The 17,708-nt window shown below is 38.9% G+C and carries 14 protein-coding genes; 4 read left to right on the top strand and 10 right to left on the bottom strand.

Annotated elements, in window-relative coordinates; all coding sequences use genetic code 11:
- Window positions 1-21 precede the first annotated feature (21 nt).
- The 4 genes from ODZ84_RS21310 to ODZ84_RS21295 all read right to left on the bottom strand — a co-directional run bounded on the left by ODZ84_RS21310 (window position 22) and on the right by ODZ84_RS21295 (window position 3,852).
- On the bottom strand, window positions 22-213 hold the full coding sequence (locus ODZ84_RS21310) for a copper homeostasis protein CutC (protein ID WP_323136807.1): 192 nt from the start codon (window positions 211-213) through the stop codon (window positions 22-24).
- 37 nt (window positions 214-250) lie between these two features.
- A complete protein-coding gene (locus ODZ84_RS23725) occupies window positions 251-442 on the bottom strand; it encodes a copper homeostasis protein CutC (protein ID WP_323136806.1) in 192 nt (63 codons plus the stop codon).
- Window positions 443-568: 126 nt separating this feature from the next.
- The gene (locus tag ODZ84_RS21300) at window positions 569-1,567 is read right to left on the bottom strand and encodes an isoaspartyl peptidase/L-asparaginase family protein (protein ID WP_266174441.1); all 999 of its coding nucleotides are present in this window, start codon (window positions 1,565-1,567) and stop codon (window positions 569-571) included.
- Between the two features lie 29 nt (window positions 1,568-1,596).
- Entirely contained in the window at window positions 1,597-3,852 is a 2,256-nt protein-coding gene (locus ODZ84_RS21295) for a glycoside hydrolase family 20 protein (RefSeq protein ID WP_266174440.1), read from the bottom strand.
- 816 nt (window positions 3,853-4,668) lie between these two features.
- On the opposite strand from ODZ84_RS21295, the gene ODZ84_RS21290 reads away from it, so the two are divergent.
- Entirely contained in the window at window positions 4,669-4,932 is a 264-nt protein-coding gene (locus ODZ84_RS21290; protein WP_266174437.1) for a hypothetical protein, read from the top strand.
- A gap of 54 nt (window positions 4,933-4,986) precedes the next feature.
- On the opposite strand, the gene ODZ84_RS21285 is transcribed toward ODZ84_RS21290, so the two are convergent.
- Window positions 4,987-5,640, bottom strand: a complete 654-nt coding sequence (locus tag ODZ84_RS21285; protein ID WP_266174436.1) for a CoA transferase subunit B — start codon at window positions 5,638-5,640, stop codon at window positions 4,987-4,989.
- Between the two features lie 122 nt (window positions 5,641-5,762).
- Here ODZ84_RS21285 and ODZ84_RS21280 point away from each other — a divergent pair, with 122 nt between their 5' ends.
- Window positions 5,763-7,565 carry an ABC transporter ATP-binding protein gene (locus ODZ84_RS21280; RefSeq protein WP_266174435.1) on the top strand — a complete coding sequence of 601 codons (1,803 nt, stop codon included), beginning with the start codon at window positions 5,763-5,765 and terminating at the stop codon, window positions 7,563-7,565.
- Between the two features lie 98 nt (window positions 7,566-7,663).
- Here ODZ84_RS21280 and ODZ84_RS21275 read toward each other — a convergent pair whose 3' ends face one another.
- Window positions 7,664-8,365 (bottom strand): CoA transferase subunit A, encoded by a 702-nt coding sequence (locus ODZ84_RS21275; protein ID WP_266174434.1) that lies wholly within the window; start codon window positions 8,363-8,365, stop codon window positions 7,664-7,666.
- 369 nt (window positions 8,366-8,734) lie between these two features.
- On the opposite strand from ODZ84_RS21275, the gene ODZ84_RS21270 reads away from it, so the two are divergent.
- A complete protein-coding gene (locus ODZ84_RS21270) occupies window positions 8,735-9,112 on the top strand; it encodes a DoxX family protein (protein ID WP_266174433.1) in 378 nt (125 codons plus the stop codon).
- A 120-nt stretch (window positions 9,113-9,232) separates the two neighbouring features.
- Here the strand turns inward: ODZ84_RS21270 and ODZ84_RS21265 are convergent, their stop codons facing one another.
- Window positions 9,233-11,974 (bottom strand): fibronectin type III domain-containing protein, encoded by a 2,742-nt coding sequence (locus tag ODZ84_RS21265; RefSeq protein ID WP_266174432.1) that lies wholly within the window; start codon window positions 11,972-11,974, stop codon window positions 9,233-9,235.
- 288 nt (window positions 11,975-12,262) lie between these two features.
- Here ODZ84_RS21265 and rplS point away from each other — a divergent pair, with 288 nt between their 5' ends.
- On the top strand, window positions 12,263-12,619 hold the full coding sequence (rplS, locus tag ODZ84_RS21260; RefSeq protein ID WP_034709455.1) for a 50S ribosomal protein L19: 357 nt from the start codon (window positions 12,263-12,265) through the stop codon (window positions 12,617-12,619).
- 253 nt (window positions 12,620-12,872) lie between these two features.
- On the opposite strand, the gene ODZ84_RS21255 is transcribed toward rplS, so the two are convergent.
- From ODZ84_RS21255 to ODZ84_RS21245, 3 genes are all read right to left on the bottom strand, one after another.
- Window positions 12,873-13,868, bottom strand: a complete 996-nt coding sequence (locus ODZ84_RS21255; protein WP_266174429.1) for an alpha/beta fold hydrolase — start codon at window positions 13,866-13,868, stop codon at window positions 12,873-12,875.
- Between the two features lie 84 nt (window positions 13,869-13,952).
- The gene (locus tag ODZ84_RS21250; protein WP_266174428.1) at window positions 13,953-14,933 is read right to left on the bottom strand and encodes an EamA family transporter; all 981 of its coding nucleotides are present in this window, start codon (window positions 14,931-14,933) and stop codon (window positions 13,953-13,955) included.
- Between the two features lie 126 nt (window positions 14,934-15,059).
- Window positions 15,060-17,651: a T9SS-dependent M36 family metallopeptidase gene (locus ODZ84_RS21245; protein WP_266174427.1), complete on the bottom strand. Its 2,592-nt coding sequence runs from the start codon at window positions 17,649-17,651 to the stop codon at window positions 15,060-15,062.
- Between the last annotated feature and the right edge of the window lie 57 nt (window positions 17,652-17,708).

The following is a 17,708-nucleotide window of genomic DNA, read 5'->3' as shown; positions in this document are numbered from 1 at the left end:
TGGCTGAAGCCGATTGAATGTTTATATTTTTGAAAACAGGCTGAAGCCCGTTCCTATTGATGACTCTATGATGAGGCTGAGTTTTGCAGTTTCAAAGTCTGGCGTAGTTCCGCCTTCGCTTAACCCGTCACAGAGTTCTATTCTGTCGGCCCCGTTTTCAGAAGCGATGATGGCGGACTCAGGATTGAAGCAGGCTATTTCTATTTTTGACATATTGATTTATAGGTTTTGGCTGAAGCCAATTGAACGTTTATATTTTTGAAAAAGGGCTAAGGCCCGTTCCTATTGATGACTCTATGATGAGGCTGAGTTTTGTAGTTTCCAAATCCGGGGTTGTTCCGCCTTCGCTTAACCCGTCACAGAGTTCTATTCTGTCGGCCCCGTTTTCAGAAGCGATGATGGCGGACTCAGGATTGAAGCAGGCTATTTCTATTTTTGACATATTGATTTATAGGTTTTGGCTGAAGCCAATTGAACGTTCATATTTTTAAAAACGGGCTGAAGCCCGTTCCTATTGATGATCCAAACGGATTCGTCAGGATTTAACACATCGGATAAAAATCCAGAATTATCTTAACGCAAATTCAGGTTTTTCCAGACGGTTTCCTTTCTGATCATACACCGCGAAATTAAATCCGTCCTGAATGCAGTACGAACCATATTCCCCCTTTTTATTGATCGCGATAAAGCCAACCTGAATATCTTTCAGGTTTTTATTTCTTTTCCTGGTAATCTGCACGATTCTTTCCACTGCTTCTTTACATGCCTGTTGTGGCTTTCTTCCCTGTCGCATTAGTTCGACGACCAGATGGGTTCCCACGGTTCTGATGACTTCTTCACCATGACCTGTTGCGGTAGCTGCGCCGACTTCGTTATCGACAAACAAACCGGCTCCGATGATCGGAGAATCCCCCACCCGGCCATGCATTTTAAAAGCCATTCCGCTGGTAGTACATGCTCCGGAAAGATTTCCCTGGGCATCCAGAGCAATCATTCCGATGGTATCATGGTTTTCGATATTGACAATCGGTTGATATTTACTGTCTTTCAGCCATTCTTTCCATTCTTTTTCAGATTCCGGCGTAAGGATATTTTCTTTTTTAAAGCCTTGGGAAACGGCGAACTGTAAAGCTCCGTCGCCAACCAGCATCACATGTGGCGTTTTCTCCATGACGGCTCTGGCCACAGAAATCGGGTTTTTAATATTCTCAAGAGCGGCAACAGATCCGATATTATAATTTTCATCCATAATACAGGCGTCTAACGTTACTCTTCCATCCCTGTCAGGACGTCCGCCGTAGCCCACACTTCTTTCTTCCGGGTCATTTTCCACCAGACGTACGCCTTTTTCTACAGCGTCTAAAGCCCTTCCTCCTTTTCCGAGAACAGTCCAGGCTTCTTCATTAGCTTTCAGACCAAAATTCCATGTTGACAGTACAATGGGTTTGTTGACTATTTTTGTGTCATTCTGAGGTAAGCCGTTAGCCATCATCAGATCCAGCGGGTTCAATAATAATGCGGATGATGCTAAAGCGGTATTTTTAAGAAATTTTCTGCGTGATGACATGTGTTGTAAGTTTAAGTTTTGATTAAAAGTTAATTTGCTCCGATTTCATCCACAAAAAGCCACGCTTTCGAGCCGGCCCCCGGATTTCCTGCCGGGATAATGCCTGCATTTTCGATCCTGACTTTTATATACTTTGAATTTTGATTTCCTACATGGAGCTTAATTTTTCCTTCTGCTTTTTTTATTTCCTCTGTTCCGATTTCTTTGACCAATTTAAAATTTTTGTGGTCGTCGGAAACAAAAATATGTGCAGATTTTGCCAAATGAATCCAGCTCCCTTTATTTTCCAGCGTATTAAAATAGATCTCATTAAACTGGGTTGTCTGTCCTAAATCGATTGTCGCTACCACATCTTTACCCTGAAACCCCAGCCATGTCTTTCCCAATTGTTTTCCATTTCCTATAATTCCGTCAACTAATGTAAATGCTCCCCCGAAAGAATAATTCTCACTCGGCTGATGTTCTAATATAATTTTTTTTCCTGTAGTTTTTGAAATCGTAAATTCCTGAGAAGAGATAGCACTTTTTAGTTCATCTCCCTCAAAATAGGCTGATTTTACCGTTGTAGATTTTGAAACCGGAATTACTTTCTGGTACCTTTTGGAATTTGCTGTGGGAACGGTTCCGTCTAAGGTATAACGGATTCCCGTTGGATTCTGCGAGGTAGATAATTCATAAGAAATCCCGTTATTTAGTGACATTACCTTTCCGGTCACATTGTAAATACTTTTTGCATAATTTATCCCCATTTCATCCAATATTTTGAAGTGGCTGATCACACGGCCTTCAAATTTTTTATAATGAGTAGGATCTGCGGTTCCCCAGGCTACTTCGGAAAGGGCCATTAATCTTGGAAAAATCATATACTCGACCTGTTTAAAATCCAGAATGTATTCTGTCCATAAATTTGCCTGAACACCCATAATATATTTTGATTGATCCTTATTTAATTCTTCAGGAATGGGATGATAAGAATATACTTTATCCAAAGGGGTAAATCCGCCGAAAGCATTGGGTTCAGTCTGAGGATCTCCCTGATAGTGGTCAAAATAACAGTAAGCCCCCGGCGTCATTACGGCAAAATGACCTGATTTGGCAGCCTCTATGCCGCCTTTAATTCCCGTCCAGCTCATGACAGCAGCATTAGGCGCTAAGCCGCCCTCTAAAATTTCGTCCCAGCCTATTATCTTTCTTCCTTTGCTGTTTACATATTTTTCAATTCGATGAATGAAATAGCTTTGCAATCCGTGTTCGTCCTTTAAATTATTTTTTTTAATCAGTTCCTGACAATGAGCACATTCTTTCCATCGTGTTTTCGGACACTCATCTCCCCCGATATGAATATATTGAGAAGGAAACAAACCAATAACCTCATCCAGAACATCTTGCAAAAATCTGAACGTCTCTTCTTTCGGACAAAAAACATCATCAAAAACGCCCCATTTCGTTGCAGGCTCAAAAGGACCTGCGGTGCAGGCAAGATCAGGATAAGCTGCTAATGCGGCCAGCGCATGCCCCGGCATTTCTATTTCCGGAACCACGGTGATATGTCTTCCCGCAGCGTATTTTACGACGTCTCTGATCTGATCCTGCGTATAAAAATAAGGGCCATACGGCTTTCCGTCAAAAGTATTGTCCACGTAGGCTCCGGTCATTGATTCTTTACGTTTCGCACCTGCCTGGATAAGCTTAGGATATTTTTTAATTTCAATTCTCCAGCCCTGATCGTCTGTTAAATGCCAATGAAAAGTATTCAGTTTATACATTGCTAAATAATCGATATACTTTTTTACTTCTTCCACGGTAAAGAAGTGACGGCAGACATCCAGATGCATTCCCCGCCAGGCAAATTCGGGCTGGTCTTCGATGGTCACTGCAGGAATTTTCCCGCTGTCTTTATATTGGCGGACCAACTGGATCAGTGTCTGAAGAGCTAAAAAATAACCCTGCTTCGTATAAGACTGTACTAAAATCTGTTCAGATGTAATTTTCAGAGAATAAAACTCTTTAAGATGATCAGAAGCACCAGCCTTGGGAAGCTGGGTGTATACCAACCGGGCGCCGGATTTCCCGGAATTCTGAAATTTAAGATCAGAACCCATCTTCTTTTTAAAATATTCCGTTTCTTCTTTAGGTAAATTATCATTGAGTATGAGGGTGCCGAAAATCATATAATTTCCATCATTCATCTGAACTTTTTGGGGATATGGAATCAAATTCAGTATTTTCTGAGCAAAAGCTGCTGTTGAAACCATTGAAAAAAACAGTAAAAAGAGTCGTATCATTGGGGCTGATTAGGTTTTAGCTAATATAATTATTTTCTGAAAACCTGAGTCATTATTGATTTATTAAAAGTAAAACGTGGAAATTATAGTCTCAGACAAGGAAAAACTCTTTTATTGCAGCCGAATTATAAATCCGTACCGGCATAAATCAAACGTCTGATCGTTCCATCTACCCCTAAAGATAGAGCAAGAATGGATCCGTATACTCTAAAAACCGTCAACCGCCAATACTGCTGTCAAAAATCCGACACGGCTCTCCCACAAGCCAAGAACTCTCGGTTTATTTGAGCTAACATCCGGACTGTAAAGATACTTTGATCCTAAGTATCGGAAGAGATAAAATGAGTGTTACAGATCATTTTAAGGACAAAATTTGTAAAATTATAATGTCTGATGTCTGATACAGAGCTGTGATGTTTAAGCTTAAGAGTATTGCCCCTGTGAATGACAGGTATTCTTAAAAAGTTTTGATGCATATTATAATACAGGATCAGGCTCTGTCTGTAAATATTCAAACTGAGCTATTGATCAGGAAGATATTTTAAAAGGCTGTTAAAAAAGTCTTAAAAAAGTACTGTGTCGCAAGTGTTTAATAAACTTTAACATATTAATATTTCACTTATTATTGAATACTATTCAATCAATTAATCATTTTAAGAGAATAATGATTTATATAAATGTAAATCATCAAATAATTTCTGAATAAAATCTTTTTATCATTTATAAGTTAACAACCACAAAACCAATGACAAAAATTACTGTTTCCCGTAAGTTTATTCTGGTTTATTACTTACTTTTGCATAAACTAATAGATATATGACATTCAACGAAGCATTAAAATGCAAGAAAAAGTTCATCACCGATTCCAGTAATTACACTAAAAGTCTTTATTACTGTTTAATAATTCCTACAAAAGAAGAGGAAGCCGAAAGGTATATCTCTGACTTTAAAAAATCACCTTCCGATTTTATTGATGAAAGCTGTAAAAAATATACGAAGGATATAGAATTCAGGGTTAAGATCATTACAAAAAAGGACTGCAGGCCGATTTCTGAGGATAAACTCATCGGAATTTTGTGATCATCTTCATCGTATTAAAAAAATAAACCTTGTCAGTGACAAGGTTTTGGTTTTTTAAAACTGCATTTCAGGAATTTCACCTTCAATGATCAGGTCTGCTTCCGTAGACTGTATGATATGTTCCACTGAAACTCCAGGGGCTCTTTCCATGAGTCTGAAACCTTTGGGAGTAACCTCTAAAACCGCAAGTTCGGTAACGACCCTTTTCACACAATTCACTCCCGTTAAAGGAAGTGAGCATTTTTTAAGAATTTTGCTTTCCCCCGCCTTGTTGACATGCATCATTGCAACAATGATATTTTCTGCAGAAGCTACCAGATCCATGGCACCTCCCATTCCTTTTACCATTTTACCGGGAATCTTCCAGTTGGCAATATCTCCGTTTTCCGAAACTTCCATAGCCCCCAGAATCGTCAGATCCACTTTCTGACTTCTGATCATTCCGAAACTAAAAGCAGAATCAAAGAATGAACCTCCCTGCAATAAGGTAATGGTCTGTTTTCCTGCATTGATGATATCCGCATCTTCCTCTCCTTCAAAAGGAAACGGCCCCATCCCCAAGACTCCGTTTTCACTCTGAAATTCCACTGAAAGATTGTCCGGAACGTAGTTTGCCACCAATGTGGGAATTCCGATTCCTAAATTTACATAATATCCGTCTTTAACTTCTCTGGAAATTCTCTGTGCAATTTGTTCTTTAGTTAGCATAGCTTAATCTTATCCCGCCAAATTAGCCATTTTTTCAGAATTACGAAATATTTTCTTTCTTATCGTGTGATAAAATTTTGCTTCTCTATTTATCGTAGATTTGTGGACTTTTAATTTTACCAATGAAAATTTTATTATCCTATTTAAAACCTTATAAGTGGCTGATTTTTATCTCTCTTCTATTAGCTTCTGTCAATCAGGTATTTTCTCTGTTTGCTCCGGCCATTACAGGGAATATTTTAGACAGATTGGTTACTCATCCTAACTTTTTCGATAAGGAAAAACTGCTTCCGAGAAACATGAATGAATATCTGTATGGAACCGATCTCTATCACGGTGTTTTCTATTTTTTAGGCTTATTGGTAGGAACTGCAATGGTGAGCCGGATTGCGAAGGCATTTCAGGATTACGTGGTGAGTGTGATTATCCAGAAATTCGGGGCGAAAATTTTCACAGACGGTCTTCAGCATTCTATGAGACTGCCTTTTCAGGAATTTGAAGATCAGAGAAGTGGGGAAACACTTTCAATTTTAACCAAAGTTCGTGAAGACTCGGTGAAGTTTATCAATAATTTCATTAATATATTTTTTGGGATTCTGGTGAGCATCATTTTTGTTTCGGTTTATGCCATTCGTCTGCATTGGTCTATCATGCCTGTTTATGTGATAGGTATTATACTTATCGCTGTAATCACCAATTTGCTGAGCAAAAGAATAAAAACCATTCAGAAAAATATTGTAAAAGAGACGACTGATCTGGCAGGAAGCACTACAGAGAGCCTCCGGAACATTGAGATTGTCAAAAGTCTCGGACTTACCAACCAGGAAGTGGAACGTCTGAATAACAATACGTATAAAATTCTGAATCTGGAATTGAGAAAAGTAAAGAGTATCCGTTCTCTGAGCTTTGTGCAGGGAACGCTGGTTAACTTTTTACAACAGACCATTACATTCACATTACTGCTGCTCATTTTTAAGAATATAGTGACCCCGGGACAGTATTTATCACTGATGTTTTACGGATTTTTCATTTTCGGGCCGATGCAGGAAATAGGGAATATCATTATTTCCTACCGTGAAGCACAGGCCTCTCTATTTAACTTCGACCGGGTGATGAAAAAAGAAGTAGAGCCTAAACCGGAAAATCCGAAAAGTATCGGTGCTATTGAGGAACTGGAATTTCAGGACATCTCATTTCAGCATCAGACCGCTCATTATAAGGCACTCAGTTCTATTTCTTTTAAAGTAAAAAATGGCGAAACAATTGCTTTTGTCGGTCCGAGTGGTTCCGGTAAAAGTACATTGGTTAAGCTGCTTGTCGGTTTGTACAGACCTCAGGAGGGCGCTATTTTTTATAATAATATCAATGGTAAAGAGTTTGATTTCGATGAATTGAGAAATCAGATCGGATTTGTAACCCAGGATACACAGCTTTTCGCAGGGACCATCAAAGAAAATCTTTTGTTTGTAAATCCTTCGGCAACAGAAGAGGATTTACAGTTAGCTTTAAAAAAATCAAGCTGTACAGGTCTTCTGGAACGTGCTGAGAACGGAATAGAGACCGTGATCGGTGAAGGCGGACTGAAATTAAGTGGTGGTGAAAAACAGAGAATTGCCATTGCAAGAGCGCTGTTGAGAAAACCCCATCTTCTTATTTTTGATGAAGCTACCTCTGCATTAGACAGCATTACCGAAGAAGAAATTACAGCAACAATAAAAGAGATTTCTAAGGAGAAGGAACAAATCACCGTTCTTATCGCCCACAGATTAAGCACCATTATGCATGCCGACAGAATTTATGTTCTGGAGCGCGGACAAATTGTAGAAACAGGTTCTCATTTGCAGTTGATCGAAGAGAAAGGATTGTATTACGCCATGTGGAGACAGCAGATTGGAGAAAGAAAAATTGCGGAAACACTGATTTAAGGTCAAAGTTATGCTGCATCAGAATGTTTAGATACCATCTTAAAAATAAACCCCGGACAATTAAATTGTCCGGGGTTTATTTTATGAGAAAGTAAAAATCAGTCTCTTTTTCTTACAGTTCGCTGCTCTATTCTTTTTTCAAACTTTTCGCCCTGGAAAATTCGCTGAATCATAATTCCCGGAATATGAATCTGATTCGGATCCAACTCTCCCGGTTCCACCAATTCTTCCACTTCAGCAATAGTAATTTTACCTGCACCGGCCATCGGATGGTTAAAGTTCCTTGCTGATCCTTTGAAAACCAGATTTCCTGCGTGGTCTCCTTTCCATGCTTTTACAATGGAGAAATCTGCTTCATAGGCATGCTCCAGGATGTGAGGTTTTCCTTTGAAATCTTTCACCTCTTTTCCTTCTGCCACTTCGGTTCCAAAACCTGCAGGTGTGTAAAAAGCAGGAATTCCCGCCTGTGCTGCCCTGCATTTTTCCGCTAATGTTCCCTGTGGAGTAAGCTCAACTTCCAATTCGCCGGAAAGCATCTGTCTTTCGAACTCAGCATTTTCACCTACATATGAGGAAATCATTTTTCTGATCTGTCTCTTATGAAGCAATAATCCCAACCCGAAATCGTCAACTCCTGCATTATTCGAAATACAGGTAAGATCCTTCACATTACTTTCTACCAATGCATTAATTGAATTTTCGGGAATTCCACAAAGACCAAATCCACCCAACATCAATGTCATTCCGTCACTTACTCCTTCAATGGCTTCCTTTGCATTTTTTACTCTTTTATCTATCATGAACTCTTAGATTTTCTGTTGGCCTAAATTTAATAATTTTTCTCATATGATAAGATCTTCAGCTATTTTTTGAATATATTTATGATCTTCTATGATTGCTGATCAGCTGCAAAACAATAATATCACAAATTTCAAAATACGTGACCCTTTCATAAATGTCTATAAATTAAAACTAAGTTCAGATATCCAGGTGATCTGCAGAATCCTGCAGGATCTCTTCTCTAATGGATCACAGGAGACCATTAAATTGATTAAAATATATTTTAAAGCTCTGTTATCTTAATACATTCAGTGAGATTAAAAAATATTTCTGTCGTCATGGTCTGATTTTGGTTTCATGATTACAACACCATCACAAATATTAAAATTATGGAAACGAAAGAAATTTCAAGAATTGCTCTTGGGGCATTTCTTATTACGGCAGGAATCGGTCACTTAACTTTTGCAAGGAAAGAGTTTCAGGCTCAGGTTCCGGAATGGGTTCCGCTGACAAAGGATGATACAGTGGTCTATTCAGGATTTGCCGAAATCGCATTGGGTACGGCAGTAATTGTGACACCGAAAAAGTACAGGAAAACGATGGGCAGAATCGTAGCCGGCTTTTTTGCAGCCGTTCTTCCGGGAAATATAGCACAATATAAAAACAGGCGCGACTCCTTTGGTCTTAATACGGATGATGCGAGATTTGCAAGACTTTTTATGCAGGCACCTCTTGTCGCATGGGCTATAAAGTCAACAGATGAATAACATAAAAAGCGGAAAAAATTAAGTTTTTTCCGCTTTTTATGAAAATATTGGTTTCGACTCGGTTAAAGTGTTATCGACTGAACCATTCCTATTTTTGATACGTTTATACAGACTTTTTTATTAGTGGATAATCAATTTTAAGGTAAATAATTTTCTAGCATGCACTTTGACAAAATAGACTCCTTTAGGAAGATTTTCATTAACCAGGGAGAATCTTTGATTTTGAACATTTTCAGATTTATACAAAAGATCACCGTTGGCAGAAAGCAGTTCAATTTTTTCAATCGGATAATCACTTTTAATGAAAGTCGGCTGCCCGGGTTTTGTGGGATTCGGATATAAAATCACATTTTTTTCGGCAGTATTTTTCACTTCCTCTGTACCCAAAGTCTGTCCCTGTACCTGAAACTGGACGCGGTTTGAAACCTCGGTATAGGAATCGTTGGTAAACATAACCATATAATAATTTCCGGGCGTCGTGGGAACTGCAGAACCCGTGATGGCTTTTGTTCCCTGTGCAATCCCATCAAAATAGGTATAAGAAATAAAATTATCATCAGGAATCTGAATATTCTGAGGGTAAATTCCCAGCCAGTCCTTAATAATTCCCGGTGAATCGGTCCAGGATGCGCTAATATTTTCCCCTAATGCGTAAACAGGTTTATTAATCCAGAGTTCCGTGACAATATCTCCTACTTTAAAAAATACTTTTTCTCCCACGGCAGTATACCCATCCTCCAAAAAGTACTGAGCATAATAATATCCTTTGGGAAGACCTGTAAAATTCAGTGTTCCGGCAGCAGCGGATACATAGTCCCACTTAACGGAAGGGGTAGGTCCGGGTACCTGTCCCATTTTATAAATTCCGATCCAGTCTTTGGCCAGATTGGGTCCGTTACTGAAATTCACCGCAACTGTGCCGCCCACCGGATACGTATCCGCCGATGTGTTCAGTACGACTTTCGGTCCTACATAAAAATTCTTTCTGGCGGTAATTTCCGTATATCCGTTATTGGCAAAAAATCCTGCAAAATACTGTCCTTTATTGGCTATTCCGTTTGGAAAAGTTACGGTGCCGGATGTCTGGGCATTGGTATAGAGGAAAGTCTGGGAAGTTACAGAAGCCGGGTTCTGGCCTTTTTTATAAATTCCTATCCAATCCTGCTGATTTCCGGGACCATCAGTAAATGTGGCTATGATAGGTTCATTCTGACTGTATTCAGTTTTACTTAAGTTAAATACAGGATTTGATACTATACTCCCCGTTACATCAAACTGTTTGGCATCACTCCAGTCGCTCCATTCCAGATTTCTGTCCCTGTAACGAACTTTTACATAATAAACTCCGTTGGTTATTGAATTTGAAGCAATCACAGCTTTTGTAATATCAATTCCTGCATTTAAATTTTTGGTCTTGTCCGGATTTCCGTTTCCGTCTTTCCCGAACCAGTTTTCATAATCCCGATAAAGTTCCTTTTCGATAACTGAAAAATCGGAAGCCTTACTGATCAGGAACTGGGTTGTATTTAACAGCTCGCCGTTGGTTGAGGAAAAAGAACTTCCGTTTAATGTTAGCGGCAGCGTAACGGGTGCTGAAAAAGTGTTGGTAATGGATGGTTTTGCAGGTTTTGGCTGATTTTTGTACCTGTGGAAACTATCGATCAGTTCATTATTTTTTTTAGTATAAACCCCTCCTATCGAGTAACATTCCACATCTACTTTTCCGGTGGCTACATCTACTTCCACGATCTGGTAGGTCCAGTCCGTCAATGTTTTCTGAACGTCATCAAAATCCTGCTCATTCGACATTCCCCAGTACTGATCCCATGCTACTCCACCGGAAATGATCTGATAGTTGGGAGAGTTTTTCAACTGTCCCCTGTGATACAAATGGTGGTGTGCCCCCACATGCATCAGATACTTATCTGAGCCTGTTAAAAGAGGAACTGCATTGTTTCTTACCCAAGTAGAAATATCACCTACATATTGTTCTGCCTGATACGGCCTGTGGCTTAGAGAAATAATCCAGTCTACGGTAGCATCATTATTGGCTTCATTTAAAACCTGCTGAAGCCAGGTCTGCTGTGCAGAGCCTGTGTGTTCCGAACTTAAACTTACAAACAGAACATTCCCCGCCTGCTGCGCATAATAGTTTTCATTTCCGGAAGAGATGTTTTTATATTTAATTTCATCAATATAGAAATGGGCATAATAAGAATTCATTCCCAAGCTTCCATAGGTTTCATGATTTCCTACCGTTGTCTGTATCGGAAGATAGGGTGACAGTTTAATGTTCTTTTTAAAATGCACATTTTCGTAATGATCCAATGTTCCCACATCCACCTGGTCTCCCACCATGAAAGTCAGTGCTATATTATCAGAAGGATCAGAAGCAGGTCCGAATTTTTCCTTCAGTTTTTTGTAGGCATTCAGGGTTAAAGTATCGTATCTCGGCTCTGCCTTGATCTGATTGTCGCCCATAATCAGAAAACGGATTTTTCCATCTGCCGTCACCGGCTGTCCGGGTAACGGAAGTGTCCTAAAATTATACACTGCAGATTCACCTGTACCTGTTTTTATTTTATAATAATATTTTGTGTTGGGCTGTAAATTGGTAATTTTAGCGGTATGGTAATAATAATTATTATTGTATCCCGTATCTGAAAAAATATTGGTCGTTCCCGTCACGGTAACATTCAGATTACCGGGTGTTGTTCCGTAAGTGACCGTTGTCTCGTTATTTGAAGAGGTTTTCCAGTTGACGATCATGGAGCTTGGCGTCGGATTCTGCAGATAGGGAAACAGAGTCTGCCCCAATGCCATCTGGACGGCAAAACATAAAAAAAATAATACATGTTTCATGAATAGTACAGTTTAAGTGGTATTTAAAATTGTATGATGAACCTTCTAAAAGCACTGTTTGATTGCTTTTAATTACCGGGCAAAAGTAACTTTCTGATATAAACTGCAGCTGATGCCAACGTAAAGGAAGCGTTAAGTTTTAAGGTTAAAACCGGATAAAAAATTATTATTTTTAGTACAGTATATGTTTGGAATATTTGAAAACTATTTCATATATTTGCAACCTGTTATTCAACCTCTGACGAAGTCCGTGTAAGTTGCTTAGCCTAAACATTTTATTTATTAATAATGGATTTATTAAAGTACGTACAAGACAAGTACATTACAAAAAAAGAATTCCCTGAATTCAAAGCTGGTGATACCATCACGGTGTATTACGAAATTAAAGAAGGACAAAAAACAAGAACTCAGTTCTTCAAAGGAACCGTTATCCAGTTAAGAGGTACAGGTTCTACAAAAACTTTCACTATCAGAAAAATGTCTGGTGATGTAGGTGTAGAAAGAGTATTTCCTATCAACATGCCGGCTCTTCAGAAAATCGAAGTTGACAGAAGAGGTAGAGTTAGAAGATCAAGAATCTATTACTTCAGAGATCTTAGAGGTAAAAAAGCGAGAATTAAGGACGCTGCTTACAAGAAGAAATAATTCAGACAACAATACATACAAAAAGAGACTGCTATTTTTAGCGGTCTCTTTTTATTTTAAAAGCTTACTTGTATTTGGAGCTGTTTCCCGCTTTCCGTTGCCATCTTTTTTTCAAAAAGGATTTTCACTGCAATCGGAACTGGGAAAAGGGCGCGCCCTTAAACTGACACCGTTAAAAATTGTCGAGACTCCTTCAAAGCAGAAATTACATCATATAATATACGGCCTCTCAACATTTAACTTCCATCATCAGTTACTTTATAAACTCGTACAACGCATTCCAGAATTTATTATAGACTTCGATGTGCGGAAGATGCCCCGTATTTTCAATTTCAACTAATCTGGAGCCCGCAATCTGCTGCTGTGTTTTCTTTCCCAACTCCTGATACTGTCCCATTTTCGGCTGTAATTCTTTGGGAGCCCTTTCTTTTCCGATGGCAGTCCGGTCTCTGGTCCCGATGATCAATAAGGTCGGAGCTTTAATATTTTTAAATTCATAACAAACCGGCTGATTGTAGATCATGTCAGATGTTAAAGCAGCATCCCAGGCCACTTTTGGGTAATCAGGATGTAAGGTCCAACCCGCAATTAAGTCCAGCCATGGCTGGTACTCCGCTTTCCATTTATTGTCATAATAAAATTTTAACTGGTAATTTTTATAGGATTCCGAGGTGTTTTTTAGTTCAGATTGATAGGCCTGGTCAATGGTCTGGTATGCTGCGAAAGTTTTATAGTCTTCCAGTCCTATAGGATTTTCCAGAATTAATTTCTCAACCTTTTCGGGATACAGTAATGTAAATCTCGTAGCCACCATACCTCCCATTGAGTGACCCAGAACGATTAATTTATCGATTTTCAAATCATCCAAAATATTTTTAGTGTTGTCTGCCAGCTGAGAAAAGGAAAACTGATAAGACTGGGGTTTTGAAGATTTTCCAAATCCGATCTGATCGGGAATGATCACCCTGAATCCTTTATCAGACAAGTCTTTCGCTGTTCTCTCCCAGTAGGCTCCGTTAAAGTTTTTACCATGAAGAAGCATGATGGCTTTTCCGTTCGGCTTTTTCGGCTGTACATCCATATATGCCATTTTAAGATCATTATTCTGAGATTTAAAATTCAGAAAATGGACGTCGTAAGGATACTCATAATTGGTAAGCTCCGCATCTAAAGGTTTTGCCTGTGAAAACATCAGGTTGGGAACAGTTGACAGCATTAAAACCGCAACTGCATTGTTAAAATATTTCATGAAATTTATTTTATATATTAAAATTAAAAAAACCGTTCCAAAAGAAACGGCTATTCATTATTATTTTTAATTTAATGATATATTTTATGATACTTCTGCTGATACATATTCTTTTTTGGAGGGCAGATTCATTAAGACAATGGCAAAAAGGATGAGAGCAATGCCTGCCCATTGTATTAGAATAACCTTCTCACCTAATAAAACAAAAGCCATGGTTACCGAAACCGGCAGCTCCAGCGATGAAACGATACTTCCTAATCCCAGACCCGCATTAGGAAAACCTACATTGAATAAAATGGGCGGAATAATGGTTCCGAATAATGATAAAATCAACCCGTATTTCCAAAGAATGGAATAATTAAAGGCATGAATATGCTGTGTGTTTTCTGTAAAATTCAGATACAGTGATTTTAGTCCGTCAGAATACAAAGGCCCGATCTGTGCAAAAAATAAAAATGCAAATACGACAATTGACCCCCCGCATAGCATAATGATACTTTTCCTGAAAACAGGCAGATGGGTCGCCAGCGTATTGGAAGTAAACATCGTGAGGGTATATGATGCCGCCGCCATTAAACCCCAAAAGATCCCATGCCAGTCTATTTCGATACTTTCATTAACAAGATTTGTTGCCAGCACAGTTCCGATTAAAACGATAACGACAGAAATTACTTTTCTGGCATTCGGTAATTTTTTGGTGATAAAACTTTCTACAACGACGCTAAACCATACCGACTGCATTAAAAGAACAATTGCTATTGAAACATTAATATACTGAACAGCAATGTAATAAAATAAGCTGGTACAGCCTAAAGATGTTCCGGCAATGAGCAGTGTTTTCACTTCTTTTGCAGTTGGTGATGACAGTTTTTGCTTTGAGGTAACCGTCTGTATGAAATTCAGAATCAGAAGACCTGCCAATCCCAGTACAAATTGCGACGTGGTCACTTCTGAGGTCGTATAACCATCCTGGTAGGCCAACTTCACAAAGGTGGCCAACATCCCGTAGATGCTCGCACCGATTCCTACAAATAAAACTCCTTTTAGTATATTTTTCTTCTTCATAATTATTTTTCAGCCCGCAAAGGTACAATATATTCATTAAAATATTGACCAGCATGGGTGTGATAGATAAATAGAATTGGCGCGGGCAGAGCCCGCGCTAATTCTGTTCGGTATAATAATATTTTATTATTTCTTTACAATAATTGTAGAAGCTGCATCAAAAGCAAGTCCCTTTACTTTCACCATATATGTTCCGTTACCCAATTTATCCGTAGAGATCGCCTTTTTAGCATCCGGAGAAATTTTATCTTCCGAAGAGACCAATCTTCCGGACATATCGTAGATTTCGACACTTACTTTCCCCAGGGTTTTATCCGGAAAACTAATAAAGAACTCATTTTTAGCAGGATTCGGATACATGGAGATTGTACTTTTCACTGTTTTCACTTCATCTGCGGAAAGTACAGCACAATCAGCCGGAATATCAAAGCTTTCAACCTGGTCATTAATATTGTTTTTAGCGCCTGCTGAAGCATTTACTCCTAATCCTCTTCTCGCAAATGTATTCCAGATCATACATCGGTCTGCTCCTCCGGTAGTGGACTGGTCGGCAGCAATAATGGCATTTCTGCCGTCTATAAAAGTCGGGTTGCAGGCCTGAAGTTTCAAAGCGTCCGTAACCAGCTGTAAAACTCTGGCGCTCCCATTTGCTGCATTAGCGGTCACATCAGAAGAATATCCATATTTTTCCACGTACTTCCAATGAAGATCCCATAGCATGGTAGCCCATACAGAACCGATAGAATGCATATTAGGAAAACTAACCGATCCGGCATTAAATTCCATCCCGTTGGTATTACCGTACGTAAAACTATTAACGGCAAAATCAGGAGAATATTTAGCATTACGTATTCCCGGGTCATTTGGCTGCTGCCCTAATGCATAAGTTCCCAATCCTCTCGCAACAGAAGCATTATCTCCCGGTTTATTCGTTAACATCAGCGCAAAGAAGTCCGACCAGCCTTCTCCCATCTGCTCATAATCCTCTGATGGATTCAGGCAGGAATAACCGTCGCCTGTCAGCCTGTTTGAAATGCCGTGCCCGTATTCGTGCGTGACGATACCATTATCAAAGCTTCCGTCATATTTTGTATCAGCCCTGATGGTAAGACTTACCGGAATATTGGCGGAAAGCTTTCCTTTTATAAACTCACCTTCATCATTGGATATGGATAATGAGGGTATGGCAATGGTATTATCAGTGCCGAACATCGCTCCTATTGTGTTACCGGTTGCCGCGTCATTATATACTAAAACAGCATCAGCACCTGCTGCCTGAGCATTTTTAACCTTAACTACTGAATTGCATGAGCCACTTTCGATCAATCCTATTTTACCCGTAAGCTCACCTGCCGGTAAAGCAGTACAACCATCGATAATGCTTGCCAGTTTTACCTCTCTTGTAAGTTCAATATCACTAGGTAGCGGACCGAAGAAGGCAGGTGCCCAATTAGGTATTCTTGAAACAGCATCTGAAGGAGCATGATACCATATTGCACGATTAGATTTTACCCACAGATACATTTGCATAATACCATTGTAATTATCCGGATAGGTTGCAAAATTGGCATTGTTAAATCCGCCGCCATCCTGGGACTGAGCAAGGACCTCATCATTACCTAATCCCCCTTTTCCAAAGTTATTACGCTGAAAATTTCTCGCAGATTCAGTAAACCCGAATTGATAAAAGATATCATGGATTTTATTATTTATATAAAACAAATTGGTAGTAGAGGCAGAAAGGTTATGATATGTTAGGGCATTGGCATCATATGGAAAATCAAAATTTCTTGCTGCTCCTCCATCAGGAGATATACCGTAAGTACTTTCATTATTATCCTTATCCTCGTAAGCATATACGTTATTTCCCCGGGTAATTGTATAATGATTTACACCGTCAGAATGCCATCCTTCAGGGGATGAAGCTACGATCCAGGGATTATTCACAATAGATCTTGTTCCGAAAGTGGGCGCTTCCAGAGGCAGTGCAAATACATTGTAAGAAGCATTATCAATACTGGGAGGAGTAAGATTTATCCTGTTATTATCCTGGTGATAAAATTCTTTTTGCGGCAATAATAATTTACCAGAATGGTCGTGTGAATAGGCGCCCTCTTTAAAATTACAGGACAAATTCAGATTTACCTTATTAATAATTTCACCCGTATGGGCGTCGATCAGATAATTCCAGGAATCCGGAGATTGTGGAACTTTCATAAAATATTCATAAGCCAGTCTGAGTTTATTATTTTTATCATTTGTATAAACAAGTCGCTCTATTGCACGCTGCATTCGGTCTGAAGACTTCTGAAACAGTGAAATAATGGGAAGGTCGGCGATTTCAGACTTTCCTAAATCAGAAGCAATTTTTTGAAGGGCTTCTTTTTTCGTAATTCCGACAGTCTTTGAGACAGAAGTCGTGTAATCCTTTATAAAATTATCGGAGTAATAAACTATTTTATGATCTCTGATTAAGGCTGTGCCTACGGAATTATATACAGGAATATCATTATAAGTCTGCTGAAATTTAATAATATCTCCATGTAAGGACTTGGAATAATCAATATTATCAACAATAAAATTAATAAGGTCTGGTTTTTTATATTCTCGTATTTTATTCCGAGAAATATAATCTTTAATGAGTTGCTCATTTTCCTGCGACAGTACCGCCGAACAGGATAAAACTGCAAATGCGGACATCAGAATCGGTAATTTCATTTTTTCATGTTTTGTATAAATAAAATTACAAATAATAAAACTAAAAAATGCATTTAG

Source organism: Chryseobacterium fluminis (assembly GCF_026314945.1).
GTDB lineage: Bacteria > Bacteroidota > Bacteroidia > Flavobacteriales > Weeksellaceae > Chryseobacterium > Chryseobacterium fluminis.
The sequence above is the reverse complement of the archived record's forward strand: the minus strand, read 5'-3'. Positions and strand labels throughout refer to the sequence as shown.